This window comes from Teredinibacter haidensis, assembly GCF_014211975.1.
In the GTDB taxonomy this organism is placed as follows: Bacteria; Pseudomonadota; Gammaproteobacteria; order Pseudomonadales; family Cellvibrionaceae; genus Teredinibacter; species Teredinibacter haidensis.
This window is the reverse complement of record NZ_CP060084.1, coordinates 70,570-86,991: the sequence shown is the minus strand read 5'-3', so window position 1 is coordinate 86,991 and position 16,422 is coordinate 70,570. Positions and strand designations below refer to the sequence as shown.

Below are 16,422 nucleotides of genomic sequence, written 5' to 3'. Positions count from 1 at the left end.
CGCAGCCAAACCGTCCCCATTGACCTCTATCAACGGCCACTCCTCGCGACACAGGTAAAGTTGCACCCGTCGCATTAAATAAACCTCTGAATAATTTCAAACAGGGGCTAACCACTTAATTACTATAGGGTAATAGCAATGAAGAACCGCTGGCTTATCGCGCTTTCGGGTGTAGGCATCCATGTGTCAATTGGGTCGGTATACTCCTGGAGTGTATTCAACCTGCCGTTAGCATCCACCTACTCTTGGGAAAACACCTGGGCAGGCCAAACTTTCGGCGAAAGCTCAGCTATCGCCATGACATTCAGTCTGGCCATTTTCTTTCTCGGTACTTCTGCCGCCATTATGGGCCATTTCGTTGAACGCCGTGGTCCACGCGCTTCCGGTACGCTTGCAGCCATGTTCTTCGGTTGCGGTATGATCCTGGCCGGTATTGGTACTTGGGTATCAAACATTTACCTGCTGTGGCTCGGCTACGGTGTTCTGGGTGGTATCGGTCTCGGTATCGGCTATATCACTCCGGTGTCTACGCTAGTCAAGTGGTTCCCAGACCGTCGTGGGCTCGCTACTGGCCTCGCTATTATGGGTTTCGGCTTTGGTGCAAGTATCGCCAGTGTTAGCTTTAACAGCATTATCGAAAACATTAGCATCCCCGCCGCCTTTATGATTATGGGTGGCGTCTACCTCGCCGTCATGCTCGCATCTGCCACTTATCTGGAACGTCCCCCTCAGGGTTGGATGCCAGATGGTATGAAAGAAGCTATCAGCTCTGGTAAGAAAACAATTACCGCCGATCTTAGCCAACAGACTGCGAACGAAGCGGTTAAAACCGGTCCTTTCTACGGCCTGTGGATCATGATGTTTATCAACATCAGCTGTGGTATCGGTGTTATCTACTCTGCGTCTCCACTGGCACAGGAAAGTATTGGCCTTTCCGCAGCAGAAGCGGCAGCAGTTGTGGGTGCAATGGCACTGTTCAACGGCTTAGGTCGTATCGGCTGGGCGTCGTTCTCCGACTTCCTGGGCCGTGGCAACACCTATATGGCTTTCTTTATCCTGCAGATCGTACTCTTCTGGGCTTTACCTAATATCACTAGTGTGATTTTGTTCCAGATCGTTTTGTACACCATTCTCACTTGTTACGGTGGTGGATTCGCAACTCTCCCTGCCTTTATCGGTGACTTGTTCGGAACTAAAGAACTGGGTGCTATTCACGGTTACGTACTGACCGCATGGGCATTAGCGGGCATTGTAGGGCCACAGCTGAATGCTGCATTGCGCGAAATGACCGGTAGCTATGAAACCACACTGTACATCTTTGCCGGCGCCTTTATCGTCGCTCTAACGGTATCGCTAATGATGAAAGCCTATATCGTTCGGGCTACGCAACGAAATGCAGCAGCGGAAAATTCCGATGCAGCAATGCCCGAGCAAGCATAAAGCAGTAACTTAATCTGTTATAAAAAAGGGGGGCTTATGCCCCCTTTTTTGTGCCCATCCTGAACGCCCCCCACCTTTCCCTACGACCAACTTCAACATGGAAGTATTGGTTTTTTCACTTATACTCAATAGGTAGAGATCACAAATAACCTACCGTTATCGTCTCGAGAGCAACACAACCAGTATCCACATAGAGACCTAAATGTTCCGAAGTATTCGCGACAAATTAATTACGGTTACAGTTATAACCATTGTCCTGTGTATTACTTCCGTATTTTTCCTATCTATTCGCGAACACGAAAACCTTTATAGATATTCCGTAGAGCAAAACCTTGATGCCATGGCGTCCAATCTTGGCGATGAACTGCTGAGAATTATGTCTGAAGAGACGGATTCCTTCGCACTTACCGCCGCACTGCTGAGTATGGATCGCTACGAACACATCAAATTTGCCATTGTTTACGATCCGCAATGGAAACTGATCCACCAATATGTCCACCCCAGTTATTTCTCTAGGCTCGTGCCGAATCAAAATATTACCGAGCTAAAACCGCAACAAATTCCTTTTGGAACATCGGTAACCGCGGAGGGGTTGGTATACCTGAACGCCGTTGGAGAGAAAGACTTTCCCGTCGCTTATCTGCTGGTAGCCAAAAATTACGAACAACCGCTTAACGAAAGTAAAACGAAATTATTTTTCCAAGCCTTCCCGCTGGTATTTGTTGTTTTGGCAGCTGCCATTTTTGCATCATTCAGAATGAATAGCCGTTTACTCACCCCTCTGATTCGGCTTTCTGACTTTACCCGACGGGTTGAAAGTAGCGGTGATTACAGCATGAAACACCAGGTGCAAGGGCTGGATGAAGTTTCAAACTTAACCCATGACATTAATACGCTGCTTGGGAAAATTAACAGAGAAACTCAGTTAAATAGAAAACAAACGGAAACTCTGGAGCAGCAGCGAGCATCTATGCAGCATATGGCCAACTACGACGCTTTAACCGGCATCCCCAATCGTATGTTTTTTATGGATCTTCTTCGCACTGAACTGGCCAAAAGAAAAGCCAGACAAGAAAATCTTGCTATTTTGTTTTTTGACGTTGATGAATTTAAAGGGGTAAACGATAGGCTCGGCCACGAAACCGGCGACCAGCTGCTAGTCAGTATCTGTGAAGCGGTAAAAAGCTGTTTGGGGAAAGACGATATTCTTGCTCGCCTGAGCGGTGACGAATTTCTGGTGCTTATCCCAAAACTGGATAGACCTATGCTGGCGGAGCATACCGCAACAAGAATAATCGAAAAGCTAGAAAAGCCCTTCCACATTCGTGGCTGGGAAGTACAAACCGGTGTTAGCCTCGGCATTGCCAAAGCTAAAGAGTCCGACTACGAGATCAACACCTTTATCAGCAATGCCGATATAGCCATGTACGAATCCAAGGGCAAAGGAAAAGGCGGTTATACGGTTTTCAATCAAAAACTTTTGCACGAAAACCTCAGAAAACAGAAAATTGCAAGTCTACTTAGTCACGCAGTTGCTCTGAACGAGTTTACACTTCACTATCAGATAAAAATCTCTAACGTAGGGAAGGTCAACGGACTGGAAGCGTTACTGCGCTGGAACAATAAAGACCTTGGAAAAATCTCACCCGCTGAGTTTATACCTATCGCCGAACAGGGCGGAAAAATCAGGGTCATTTCTGAATGGGTTGCCACGCAGGTTCTTCGAGATATGCAAGAACTGCAATCTATTTTCGATAATACCTTTGTGGTTTCATTCAATGTATCCAGTTACGATCTTCGTGACTCTCTGTTTCTGAATTTCTTTAGCCAAAAACTCAACGAGTTTTCTGTTTGCGCTCGCCAAATACAATTAGAAATTACAGAAACCAGCTATCTGGTAGATTTCGATAAAGCCAATGACTTTTTTAAAGCGGTTCGTCAGATGGGGGCATCCATTGCATTGGATGACTTTGGAACCGGTTACTCTTCTTTAAGCTATTTAACCAAAATTGAAATTGATACCTTAAAAATAGACCGCTCATTTATTAGCTCATACGAAAGCTCCAGCCGCGACGAATCGGTACTGCAAACCATTTTTGATCTCGCTATGCGAATGGAGTTTAAAGTGTGTAGTGAAGGGGTAGAAACACCGGAACAAGCGAGGTTTTTAATTTCACAGGGCGGCCAACAAATGCAAGGATATTATTTTGCTAGGCCTGCTCCCATTAATGAGCTGGCTAACGCGATTACACTTGCCGAACAAAAGTTCCAACAACTCCTTTAGAGAACCGTTGAACGGGAAGGACAACACTACAGACTATGCTCTGCGGGCTTCTTCAGGCGTTTTGGCTGGGGTTTTGGCTAAGAGAGGCGCGGAAGGTTTTAGCGTTTTCTACGGGCAACCATGCTGCCGGTATTGCCAAGAAAAACCTGACGCGGCTTGGACTTGTTCAGAGAACCGTTAAGGATAGATTACCGTAAGCTCTCCGGGCAGGCTTATATCATCTGGCATATACGCTACAGTGCCTTCCCTTCGTAACAGCAGCTCCATAATGGCTGCCGTATTGGCGACTTCTTCGGGCGGGGCACTTCGACCGGTAAACTTCATTTGTGCCCAGTATGATTGTATGCGTGACTCCGTAAGCCCTATTACCTTGGTATTAAATTGCACGCGCAAGGGATGACCCGAGGGAAGATTTATAGCGGTATAGACCCGGCTAAGCGCCCCCCCCATAAAAATATGCCGTATTTGCTGCTTGGAAAAAACGGGCTTTTTATTGCCCGCATTAATCACCACAACAAAACCTGTCGGCACACTGCTCTCATCGGCGTAGCCACGGACATGGGGAAAGCTGGTAGCCGCTAGGGCCATGGCTAAGAGTAAGATGTTATAGGCACGAGTTCTTTTTTTCACTAGAACACCCACTCCAATCCAACCGTATACAAATTCGCTTTTCTATCGAAATCATCACTACTGATTTTATTGAAAAATGAATTATCTTCCGGTTTGCCTTCAAGCCGACTGTAATCCAGCTTTAATGCCATATTAGGTCTGAAGTCCCAACGCACCCCCAGTGTATAGGTATCAAGGTTATCGCTAGTAATCCTATCAAAAATACCGAGGTAAGCATTCGCAAGCTGATCTAATTCAGGAACAAAGCCAATCGGAATATCATTCGCAGGCCTACCTTTGCTAGTCACGCTGTTAGCGTAAGTAAAATGTAGGGTAAAGGGGGTAAGGTAATATCCAAACGTTACGTAGTAACTCTCAACGGCCGGCGCAATCTCCAGCTCCGTTTGAATATCTACCCACTCCATGCGACTAAAGTAGTTAAGGTTGTCATATACCAAGCCAACCTGCGTGACATCAACATCACCTTTCGTTGCTAAAGTGTCGGCACTCGCAGGAAATCGGTAATAGTCTAATACTTTTGCAAATTCACTCAGTTCACTAGAGTCAAGATTAACTCGGCCGCCATAGCGCGCGGCTCTGAGCTGAAGATTTCCGTAACGCAGGTTGCCTATAACGCCTTGGACACGGTCTACTTTGTAGCTGGTCTTTACATCAGCCAGCTCAATACTGCCGTTCTCGTAGCGGCCCGCATATACTTCAATATCCGCATCAAATTTGTCGGTGCCAAACCCGTAAATTATATCCAGCCCGTTGAAGGTATCGAACAAATAGGCGTTATAAACCTGCTGCGGAGGATTCACCCAAGGATAGGCATAACCGACGTCGGTAACGTCACTGAGGGTAAAAAAGGGTGTGCGTAACTTGCCCGCTTTTATTTGGACATTTTCGAGGGGGAGATAGGTGAGATATAGCCACTCAATGCCTGAGTCCTGATCTTCATCTAAGCGCGCCATCAACTGCGCGGTTAGCGATAGCTTTTCATTCGCTTGAAATACGCCCTGTACACTCACCAGACTGTCAGGAGAAGCTTTAAAGCTGTCGTTGTAGCCCTTAAAATTTGCGTCTGCGGTATCCAGATGGCCGCCGATCAACCGGGCATAGCCGGAAAGTTCAAACTTCTCTGCAGCCACAGACATGCTGTAACTACACAAAAGCAGAAAAAGGATAAAGAGGGGGTTATATCGAAACAAGTAGTACGTCCGCGCTGGCTGGATTAATCAATTGGTAAATGCCCTCCATAAGGTTAGTACACAACCAATGCGAATCAAGGCCGATTAGCAGGGTATAAGCCGTTAATGAGTCTCACATGCTCACGTGCTCACCTCCTTCTTCTCTAGTATTTGCCATACTGCTCTTAGCTTCGTATCATTAAATTACTTTTAGTCAAAGAGACCATAAGAAATGAAATCACTATCTCTTCTTGGAGTATCGCTGCTACTGCTTACCTCCTGTGCAAAACAGGAAGCCAACCCCTCGTCTGAACCACAGCCAGGCTATTCAAACACAGCACTCTCCACAGAGGAGCGCGTTACCGATCTGGTTTCTCGTATGACGCTGTCTGAGAAAATTAGCCAACTCTACAACGATGCCCCAGCCATTGAGCGCTTGGACGTACCCGCCTACGATTGGTGGAACGAGGCCCTGCACGGGGTTGCCCGCGCCGGAAAGGCAACGGTTTTCCCGCAAGCCATAGGGCTTGCCGCCAGCTTTGACGAAGAGTTACTAGGTGATGTTGCGACGGCCATTTCCGACGAAGCTCGAGCAAAACACCACTATTTTGCCGAAAATGATCTGCGCTTTCGCTACACAGGCCTTACCTTCTGGTCGCCAAACGTTAATATTTTCCGCGACCCCCGTTGGGGCCGAGGCCAGGAAACCTATGGGGAAGATCCCTACCTCACCGGCCAGTTGGCCATTCAGTTTATTCAAGGCTTACAGGGTGACGATCCCAAGTATTTAAAATCCGCCGCTATGGCCAAGCACTTTGCCGTTCACAGCGGGCCGGAAAAATCCCGTCATTCAGATAACTATATCGCCACGCCCAAAGACCTGCGCGAAACCTACCTGCCCGCTTTTGAGGCGGCGGTTAAAGAGGCCAATGTAGAATCGGTGATGTGCGCCTATAACCGCGTAAATGATATGCCAGCCTGTGGCAGCGACCCTCTGCTAAAAGAAATTTTGCGCGGGGAATGGGGCTTTGACGGCCATGTGGTTTCGGACTGCGGAGCTCTGGCCGACTTTTACGGCCCCAATGATCACAATCTGGTTATGGCACCCGCAGTTGCCGCAGCCTGGGCATTAAAAAGTGGTACCGACCTGAACTGCGGCACTGAAAGACTGAGCACTTTCGCCAACCTCGATTTTGCCCTACAAAAAGGTATGGTGAGCATGGACGATATCGACACCGCCGTAAAACGCCTGTTTAGAACGCGCTTTAAGCTAGGTATGTTCGACCCGGCCGAAATGGTGCCCTACAGTGATATCCCCATGTCCGTGGTTGGCTCAGATAAACATTATGCCTTAAGCCAGAAAGCTGCGGAAGAATCCTTGGTGCTATTGAAAAATGACGGAATTCTGCCGCTAAAAGCCGGAACCAAGGTGGCCGTTATCGGCCCCAACGCCACTAACCCTTCAATGCTGGTCGGTAACTACCACGGCGACCCCATTAAGCCTGTACTTCCACTAGCAGGAATTCAAGCTTTGGCCGGTGAAGGTAATGTCAGCTATGCGCCGGGGTCAGCATTAATCGCCGATCAATATGGCCACTACTCCATCATCGAAGCAGAAAGCCTTTTCCATACCGACGATAACAATCAATTACAGCCTGGGCTAAAAGCCAATTATTACAAAGCTGACCTGGAGAAAGGCAGAATACCCAATAGCTGGTTAATGGATCAGGAGGCCGCGCGAGTTGGAGAGCCTGTTATTAGCCGAATCGATCCTGTTATTGATTTTTTCTGGCAGCGCTCCCCTGTCGACAATAGCGTCCGAGGTGAATTTGGTGTTGTCTGGGAAGGCGTTCTGGTTCCGCAGAAATCGGGGACCTATATCATCAAGTCCCATGCTGAAGTTGCCCTTAATGGCGAGAAGGTTGAAGCGCCTGTTACGCTGAGTGCCGGCGAGCAATATTCACTGCGCGTTCACCGTACGTTCCTACGCACAACCTGGGGAAACCCTATCGAGCCGTCGATACAACTTAGCTGGCTAAATACTTCCGCCGACTTTACCGCAGACGCCGTGGCCGCAGCCCAAAAAGCTGATGTGATTATCTTTACCGGCGGTATCTCTGCCAACCTCGAGGGCGAGGAAATGCGTGTAGAGCTAGATGGCTTTGACTTTGGCGACCGCACTAACCTGCAGCTACCGGCAGAACAAACATCGCTGTTACACGTACTGAAGGCGCTGGGCAAGCCCATAATCATGGTGAACTTCAGTGGCAGTGCCATTGCTCTAAACTGGGAAGAACAAAACATGAATGCTATCGTACAGGCCTTCTACCCTGGTGAAGCAACCGGTACGGCGCTGGCTCGTTTGCTATGGGGCGAATACAGTCCCTCGGGACGCCTGCCCATTACCTTTTACAAAAGTGTTAACGATCTTCCCGATTTTAAAGATTATTCTTTTGCCAACCGTACCTACCGCTACTTCGAAGGAAGGCCTCTTTACCCCTTCGGCCACGGTTTAAGTTACACACGCTTTAGCTACAGTGCGTTAAACGCTCCAGACACCTTAACCAGTGGCAACGATTTAACCCTGAACGCGACGCTGAGCAATACCGGAAAACGAACTGGTGCAGACGTTACACAGCTGTATATCAGCATGCCCGACGCGCCCGTAAAAACCCCCATTCGCGAGCTAAAAGCCTTCAAACGCACCGAGCTTGCGGCCGGAGAAACAACGCAATTGTCATTTACGATCAAAGCAGAGAAACTGCACTACGTCGATAATGACGGTAACTTTCAGCCCTATAAGGGCAAGCTGGAATTAAGCCTTGGCTCTGGCCAACCGGGCTTTGCCTCTGGGGAGACAATTGTTCAAAAAACAGTTCTGATTCAATAAAACAAATTTTTTAGTAGAAAAATAATTAACGCCCGCTCATGCGGGCATGACAATACCGAGCAAAAGGTACAAAAATGAAAATCCCTAAGGTATCGAGGCTGCTTTTCGCAGTGTTTATTCTCTCGTTATTCAGCCAAGCCAGTAATGCCCAATTTTATTTTAATAACGAAGATGGTTACCGGCTGTGGTTAAAATACGACGCTATTGCCGATAGAAAATTACAGAAAGCCTACTCAAAACATATCGGTTCCACGTATATTGCTGGTGAATCCGACACCGCAAATATTATTCGCCAGGAATTACGTTATGCCCTGGGCTCCATGCTTAACCACAACGTAGAGTTCTCCGATAATCTGAAAAAAAATCAGCTGGTAATTGGCACCCCCGACTCACTTGATTTTATAAACCGCGACGAACTGAAAGGCTTAGGCGATGAAGGTTATCGCATTCGTTCACAGAAAATCGACGGTAAAAATGTCACCTTAATTTCGGCGAACAGTGACGTAGGTACGCTCTACGGCACCTATCACTTTTTGCGCTTACTGCAAACTCAAAGTTCCATTGACGATTTAAACATTACCGAAACCCCAAAAATTGACGTTCGCGTACTGAACCATTGGGACAATCTTGATCGCCATGTAGAACGAGGCTATGCAGGTGAATCCATCTGGGACTGGCATAAGCTTCCAGACTATAAATATCAGCGCTACTACGACTACGCCCGCGCCAATGCCTCTATCGGCATTAACGGTACGGTACTCAATAATGTTAATGCTGCCCCCTTAATTCTAACCCCACATTATTTGGAAAAAGTCGAAGCGCTCGCCACCATCTTCCGCCCCTATGGATTAAAGGTTTACCTCTCCGTTAAATTCAGCTCGCCACAGCTTATTGGCGGAATGAAAACCTCCGATCCACTGGATAAAGAGGTACAGCAGTGGTGGAAAGAAAAGGCCGACGAAATTTATAAGCGTATTCCCGACTTTGGCGGTTTCCTCGTTAAAGCCAATTCCGAAGGCCAACCGGGCCCTGGTGATTTTGGCCGCACTCACGCCGAGGGCGCCAATATGCTGGCCGATGCCTTGGCACCACACGGCGGCATTGTGATGTGGCGGGCGTTTGTTTACGCCAACGAAAAAAATGAAGAGCGTAGCAAGCAAGCCTATTCCGAATTTAAACCACTGGATGGCAAGTTCCGCGAGAACGTTTTAGTACAGGTGAAAAACGGCCCCATTGATTTTCAACCGCGAGAGCCCTTCAGCCCACTCTTCGGTGCAACACCCAAAACACCAATGATGATGGAATTCCAAGTTACGATGGAATACCTGGGTTTTAGCACGCATCTCGTTTATTTGGGCACGATGTATGAGGAAGCCTTAAAAACCGATACCCACGCCAAAGGCAAAGGCTCGACCGTCGGCAAGGTGGTTGACGGTTCGCTATTTAATAACAGTATTTCTGGCATGGCCGGTGTGGCCAATATTGGTAGTGATCGCAACTGGACAGGGCATATTATGCTGCAGTCCAACTGGTATGTATTCGGCCGCATGGCCTGGGATCACGAGCTGGGTGCAAAAACCATTGCCGATGAATGGATTCACATGACTCTGAGCGATGAACCACAAGTGGTCGATACCGTAAGCGACCTAATGATGGCTTCACGAGAAATCACCGTAAACTATATGACCCCTCTCGGCTTGCACCATATTATGGGCGTGGGTCACCACTATGGCCCCGGCCCCTGGGTTAAAGATCTGGGCCGCGATGATTGGACCTCGGTGTACTATCATCGCGCGGCGAAAGACGGCATTGGTTTCGATCGCTCACCCAGCGGCGTAAATGCCGTTGCGCAATATCACTCCCCCGTGCGCGATATCTACAGCTCGCCGGAAACCATCCCCGAAGAATTATTGTTATGGTTCCACCATCTGAGCTGGGATTACAAAACAAAATCCGGCCGCACTCTCTGGGATGAACTTGTTCACCGGTACTATCAAGGAGCCGAGGATGTAAGCAAAATGCTGACGAGCTGGAAAACACTGGAAGGTACCATTGATGATCAACAATTTAACCAAGTATTAATGGCTTTGCAGATTCAGCAGCAGGAAGCCTATCGGTGGAGGAATGCCTGTGTGCTTTATTTCCAGCAATTCTCGCAACGCCCCATTCCCGAAGGACTGCAGAAACCGGAAGGTTCTCTTGAAGAATACGAAGCGATGCGCTTCCCCCATGCCCCTGGACAGGGACGGTAACCGGCTGATGCTCCCGCCCTTTTAATTCTGGGCGGGAATTCGCAAAAACGTCCACACTAAAACGGGCTCTGCCAACCTCAGACAGAGCCCGTTTTATACGTAACGCCCATTCGCTCACACTACCCCTGCCCCTGCCCCTGCCCCAAATTCTCGCTGTGTTTTGGCTACGGCTACATACCGCTGGGATAGCATGCCTATTTGCTAACGTTAGCAATCCGAAACCTGCGTTATATTAACCCCCGTTTGCTATAACAATTTTAATATTCGCACGCGAACGCATAAATATTGGCGCGCTTCATCCTCTTATCATGCAGCCCTTTAGCGCTATACTCGCTCACAAAATTAGGACAGCCCCACGGCAACAACACCCGGTTACTCTTATGTTCGCTAGGGTTGTTAATACCGCCTCGATGTCCTCTCTTCATATAGTATATTTTTATCTGGTGTGGCATTTTTTCTCGCTAACGCACTGGCGAACTGGCAATAGTTTTCATTCGTCTGCGTTCAAAATAACGCAGCTATTTAGGCGGAAAAACCCGCTTTTTATCCACTAGTAAAAGGAGTTCCTACCATGGCTTATGTCACTATCGATGGAGTTAAATACGAAAAAGAGTTGATTGACCTTGCAGTGCAACACACAACCGGCGTTAACGAAGGAAAAATTGCAAAAGATGAGGCCTTAGACCTGATCAAATCGGCTATGGACGGTGTAAAGGTGACAGATACAGAACTTTCAACCTTAAAATATATTCGTACTAAATATCCTTTTACCGACGCCGCCGCGACCTATTTTGATGCGGAGCTAGACAAGCTTTAATTGAAATAACTCATATCCGCGGGCATGGCATACACGATTGTCTGTCATGCACTGCAATCCATGCTATTACCTTTTTAGCGAGTATTTATTATGCAAAATCTACTAGAAATAGCAGCAAAATTATTTATGGAAAAAGTTGGCAGTGGTGTGAATCTAACCAGCGTTATTTCTGCCCTTAAAGGATTGCTTCCAACGGACGGCGACAATCTCGATATTGGCGCACTCATCAGTAAGCTATCGGGCGGCGGCGGGGGTATTGGTCAATTGGTACAATCCTGGTTGGGTGATGGCGAAAACGCCAGTTTTTCTCCCAGCGATGTTATGCAGGTTTTTGGTGAAGATAAAATCGCCACTTTTTCCGATAAACTCGGTTTAGATCAGGGACAAGCAGCAAGTGGACTGGCCTCCATGATTCCGGATTTAGTCGACAAAAGTAGCGAAGGAGGCTCGCTGGTTCAAGGTATCGCAGCCAGTGTGGGCGGGAAGCTTTTGGGTGGATTATTTAAATAAAATGGCCTGTGAATAATTGAGCATCAAACGCCCTCTTTCAGTATAACGAAAAAAACGCAGCGACTTACACCGCTGCGTTTTTCACAAGACTTAAAATACACCCTCTTACTATTCGCACTCCAACTTAATATTGGTCTGGAACATAAAGTTGGATTCCGTTGTGTGGCGTTCAGCAAAGAACAGATCGAAACTGTAACTCTGCCCGATCTCTATACCTAGTATCTCGGCTAGATCGTCCAGAACCACGGTTTGCTCCTGCATTTCGTGTACACCACCAATATCAATAATGCGTTTACCATTCACGAATAACCACAAGTCATCATCGCCGCGGAAGGTGAATTCCTCACCGCCTTCGTAATCGAAAGACAGGTGCGATTCCAGCGTAAAGTGGTGGTTATGCGGTGACCTTGGTGTATTGCCCCAGCCAAGTCCATCCAGAGGGAAGAAGTCTCCATTTCGGTAGGTCCAGATATTGGTGTCAGGCACTCTAACCATTTCCAGTGACATCGCTAGCGTTAGGTTGATGCCTTCAACATCGTTGTACCATTGGTTAAAGTTTGCTGGTCCGGTGGTTGTGACCGTGCCACTTTCACCGTGGGCGTAAATCGGCTTACCGTCTTCGCCCAGCGCGATTTCCACGATGCCTCGATCATCAGCCATTACATACTCAAAGTCCGGATGAGACTGCTTAAAATCGCGTATTTCAACGGGGAAGTTGCGGCTATTCACACCCGACATATCACAGGTACCATAGCCTTTAACATCAATGGTTACCGTATCTGGCTGACTGTCCTGCTCGCCATCATTAACCACTAGCTGTGCGACATAACTGCCCACCGCAATAGCTTCGAAGCTTGGCGATGCAGCAGTGGGATCGTCGAGAGAAATATGGCTGCCATCAGGCTGGCTGATAATGCTCCAACTGTAGCCAAGCTGGTCACCATCGGCATCGTGACTAGCCGAGCCGTCGAGCGTTACAGTGCTCTCGACAAAGACAGACGAATCCGCTCCGGCATCGGCAATGGGCCGAACATTGGTGGTTGTCAGTAACAAGGTATCTGGCGCACTATCTTCCATGCCATCAGTCACAACAAGTTGCACCACATAATTTCCCGGCAAATCGATATTGATCTCGGTTGTGACGCCACCATTATCAGAGATAGCCGCTGCAGATTCTTCAGGACGGCTAATCAGGCTCCACTGATAGGCCAGGGCATCCCCATCGGCGTCGTAACTGCCTGAACCGTCTAACACCGCTGTAGATCCCTTACTGGTGGACTGGTCTTCGCCTGCAACCGCCACAGGCGCAGTATTAAGGGTATTGATTGTTACTGTATCTGCCTGACTATCGTCGATACCGTCATTAACAACCAGCTCAAAGATATAAGCTCCAGAAACATTGGCGATAAACGATGGCTGAACACTATCGACAGCAAGGAGTTCAGTCACTCCTCCTTGTGGCGCACTGACAAGGCTCCAGCTATAGGCTAGGTTGTCGCCGTCCAGATCGCTACTGCCTGAACCATCCAACTGCACCTCTGCCCCAGGAGAAACGGTCTGATCATCTCCCGCATCAGCTACCGGTGCGGTATTGCCTACCTCCAGGCTAACGCTATCGACATTACTATATTCATAGCCATCGTGTACGCGAAGCTCAATCACATAGGTTTTATGCTCTGTCACGGTAATCAGTGGCATAAGTGCGGAATCGTCGCTTAACGCAGAAGACCCTACCGCCGATTCCGGGCTGACAACTCGCCATTCGTAGGTAAGCTCATCACCATCAGCGTCGTAGCTCGCGGAACCATCCAAACTTAGGGTTTGACCTATCACAGCAGGTTGATCTGCACCGGCATTAGCCACCGGAGGTGTATTCGGCTCTGGTGTAGGCTCGGGGCTTGGCGTTACTTCCGGTGTGGGCGTTACTTCCGGTGTGGGCGTTACTTCCGGTGTGGGTGTTACTCCCGGCGTAGGCGTTACTCCCGGCGTAGGCGTTACTTCCGGTGTGGGTGTCACTCCCGGTGTGGGTGTCACTCCCGGTGTGGGCGTTACTTCAGGTGTGGGTGTTACTCCCGGCGTAGGCGTTACTCCCGGCGTAGGCGTTACTTCAGGTGTGGGTGTCACTCCCGGTGTGGGCGTTACTTCAGGTGTGGGTGTCACTCCCGGTGTGGGCGTTACTTCAGGTGTGGGTGTTACTCCCGGCGTAGGCGTTACTCCCGGCGTAGGCGTTACTTCAGGTGTGGGCGTTACTCCCGGTGTGGGCGTTACTCCCGGTGTGGGCGTTACTTCAGGTGTGGGTGTCACTCCCGGTGTGGGCGTTACTCCCGGTGTGGGCGTTACTTCAGGTGTTGGCGTCGTCCCAGGGGGCGTTATTACGTCCGGCGTTGGTGTTACGACGGGTGTTGGTGTCGCCTCTGGCGCTACGGTTGGTGTTGGTGTCGAGGTTGGAGTCACCTCTGGCGATGGCTCAGGCGTCACAACTACGCTGGGGTCATCGCAAACAATACGTGAATCGTCAGTATCTGGCGTATATCCCGAATTGAAGGGTTCGAAAGGAAAATCTAACCCGATATGAGGCTGATTCATTGCCAGCTCGGAATACTCTACCCCAGCTTTTGAACGCACGATAGGCAGGCGGCTATCACTTTCCGGATCGTAAACCCAAATTCCGTAGGCGTTCTCTACATTTTCTACCGTATCCCCCACTCCACAGAAATCGCTTACGCCATTCTCAACGGTTTTACATTGGGACCAGCTGACCAGCAAACGCGAAGAACCATCCCTGTAGGGCGCAACGGCACTAAACCATCCGGCGGTAGATACTTGATTCGGAAATAGACTTACCGCATCGCTGATCACCGGCTTTAAAGCCATATTTGAAAAAACGGTATTATTCTGAGCTGCGGAGGGCTCCATCAACTCCATCACGTTCCCGCCCAAAAAATTGTTGTAACGATGTTTCAGCAGCGCTACTAAACGCCCACTTTCACTTTGTACCAACTCTTGAAACTGCAGCAAACTCTCGTCAGAGGCATTTGTTGTTACGGTGTTATACAGCTGCTGCAAGTCGCTGCCATCTGCATTTATTCTGAGTAGAGTGTAGTGATTGCTCGCAATAGCAGGACCAAACGGCGTTTCAATCGTAAACGCACAGACTTCTTCGGTTTCCCAAACTTCTGGCGCCTCTATCCCAACAGCGTCTTCGGCTTGAAATAGATCAGTCGCCGTTACTTTGCCGAGCCTCACGCCCGAAGATTCACACTGCGGCAATAGATCATAACTACGTGACCAACGTAAAAAAGCAACACGACCATCTTTTAAACTGATGGTTTGCGTATCGTGGTGATTACCGTATGTAAGCTGAACAATGTTTTCACCTACATTATCCATGGAGTGCAGTAAGGATGGCTTTTCGTTAGCACCAATTTTATAGCAATCTTCCTGGTCTTCCGGCAGGGTGTTTTGCGCCGGGCTATTCGGGTTGCCTGCAGCTCGATCAGAGGAAAAAACAATTACGCCCGTAGCAGCGTAGGCCGGATTGGTATCTTGCCCGCTGTTTGCCAACTCATCGTCGGCTATAACACGGTTGATCTCACCGGTGCCAAACTGGTATTCATAAATGTTCCAAGTGTTATCGGTAGGGTGCGATACAGGGCCATGCGCGGCAAATATTACTCTTTCACCGTCATAAGACACGCTCAGATCTTTAACATCGTAATCATCCGATTGAAAAAAGCGTGTCAGCACTACGCTGTTTACGCCATTTACATCAAGACTCGAGCGGAGTACCAATTTCGCGCCGGGATTAAATTCATAGGGCGCATACACATCCAATGGTGAACTGTCGCTACCGGCAACGCTCGTCGAAAGCTTTTCAGAAACGTTGGAAGTACTTTTCTTGGCGCTCCGCTCGACAAATACAAATGGCGTATCTGCGGTAATAAAATTTTTCTCCGCTGAACTGGCATCTGCAGCAGGCTCATTGCTTCCACCGGAACAGGCGGCAAGACCCAAAACGGTAGAAACCAGAGCGATACGACTCAATTGCGATCTGATTTGCTGGTACATAATGCTTACTCCAAACAGTATCTTTTTTACAACCCTAGGAACCCCACAGAGCACTCGGATAAGCCAACGCTGAATAATTGATCAAATGCGTAATATGAAGATATTCAACTGACTTAAAAGGTGTAGCGGCCATACTAGAATGGCACCGTAACGCCTAACCCGCTGGTACAGCCTCGCAAACAAATAATTTTTCTTACGCCAGTAGCGTTTTTTTACGTAAACTGTGGGCTAATGTAGGTTTGTATCGTGACTTACTTTGATCTAATTCTTTAATACTTAGTGCTGAATCTTGTTGTTTGTGTTCACATACGTACGAGCGACAAAAAAGTTGCGGCTTCAAATATCAAGGACAACAAAACCTC

9 protein-coding genes are annotated in these 16,422 nt (G+C 48.5%); 6 read left to right on the top strand and 3 right to left on the bottom strand.

Annotated elements, in window-relative coordinates; all coding sequences use genetic code 11:
* Positions 1-138 precede the first annotated feature (138 nt).
* The gene (locus H5715_RS00355) at positions 139-1,440 is read left to right on the top strand and encodes an L-lactate MFS transporter (RefSeq protein WP_185906574.1); all 1,302 of its coding nucleotides are present in this window, start codon (positions 139-141) and stop codon (positions 1,438-1,440) included.
* A gap of 202 nt (positions 1,441-1,642) precedes the next feature.
* The gene (locus H5715_RS00350; protein WP_075188385.1) at positions 1,643-3,724 is read left to right on the top strand and encodes a putative bifunctional diguanylate cyclase/phosphodiesterase; all 2,082 of its coding nucleotides are present in this window, start codon (positions 1,643-1,645) and stop codon (positions 3,722-3,724) included.
* A 177-nt stretch (positions 3,725-3,901) separates the two neighbouring features.
* Here H5715_RS00350 and H5715_RS00345 read toward each other — a convergent pair whose 3' ends face one another.
* Both H5715_RS00345 and H5715_RS00340 read right to left on the bottom strand, forming a co-directional pair.
* The gene (locus H5715_RS00345) at positions 3,902-4,354 is read right to left on the bottom strand and encodes a hypothetical protein (RefSeq protein WP_221892323.1); all 453 of its coding nucleotides are present in this window, start codon (positions 4,352-4,354) and stop codon (positions 3,902-3,904) included.
* On the bottom strand, positions 4,354-5,490 hold the full coding sequence (locus H5715_RS00340) for a hypothetical protein (protein WP_075188384.1): 1,137 nt from the start codon (positions 5,488-5,490) through the stop codon (positions 4,354-4,356). Before H5715_RS00340 ends, H5715_RS00345 begins: the two co-directional genes overlap by 1 nt.
* Positions 5,491-5,755: 265 nt before the next feature.
* On the opposite strand from H5715_RS00340, the gene H5715_RS00335 reads away from it, so the two are divergent.
* From H5715_RS00335 to H5715_RS00320, 4 genes are all read left to right on the top strand, one after another.
* Entirely contained in the window at positions 5,756-8,413 is a 2,658-nt protein-coding gene (locus H5715_RS00335) for a glycoside hydrolase family 3 C-terminal domain-containing protein (protein WP_075188383.1), read from the top strand.
* 74 nt (positions 8,414-8,487) lie between these two features.
* A complete protein-coding gene (locus H5715_RS00330) occupies positions 8,488-10,665 on the top strand; it encodes an alpha-glucuronidase family glycosyl hydrolase (RefSeq protein WP_246434635.1) in 2,178 nt (725 codons plus the stop codon).
* A gap of 571 nt (positions 10,666-11,236) precedes the next feature.
* Positions 11,237-11,482, top strand: a complete 246-nt coding sequence (locus H5715_RS00325; protein ID WP_075188381.1) for a hypothetical protein — start codon at positions 11,237-11,239, stop codon at positions 11,480-11,482.
* A gap of 90 nt (positions 11,483-11,572) precedes the next feature.
* Complete coding sequence (locus tag H5715_RS00320) at positions 11,573-11,992, top strand: YidB family protein (RefSeq protein ID WP_075188380.1); 420 nt, start codon at positions 11,573-11,575, stop codon at positions 11,990-11,992.
* A gap of 108 nt (positions 11,993-12,100) precedes the next feature.
* On the opposite strand, the gene H5715_RS00315 is transcribed toward H5715_RS00320, so the two are convergent.
* Positions 12,101-16,060 (bottom strand): PKD domain-containing protein, encoded by a 3,960-nt coding sequence (locus H5715_RS00315; RefSeq protein WP_075188379.1) that lies wholly within the window; start codon positions 16,058-16,060, stop codon positions 12,101-12,103.
* Between the last annotated feature and the right edge of the window lie 362 nt (positions 16,061-16,422).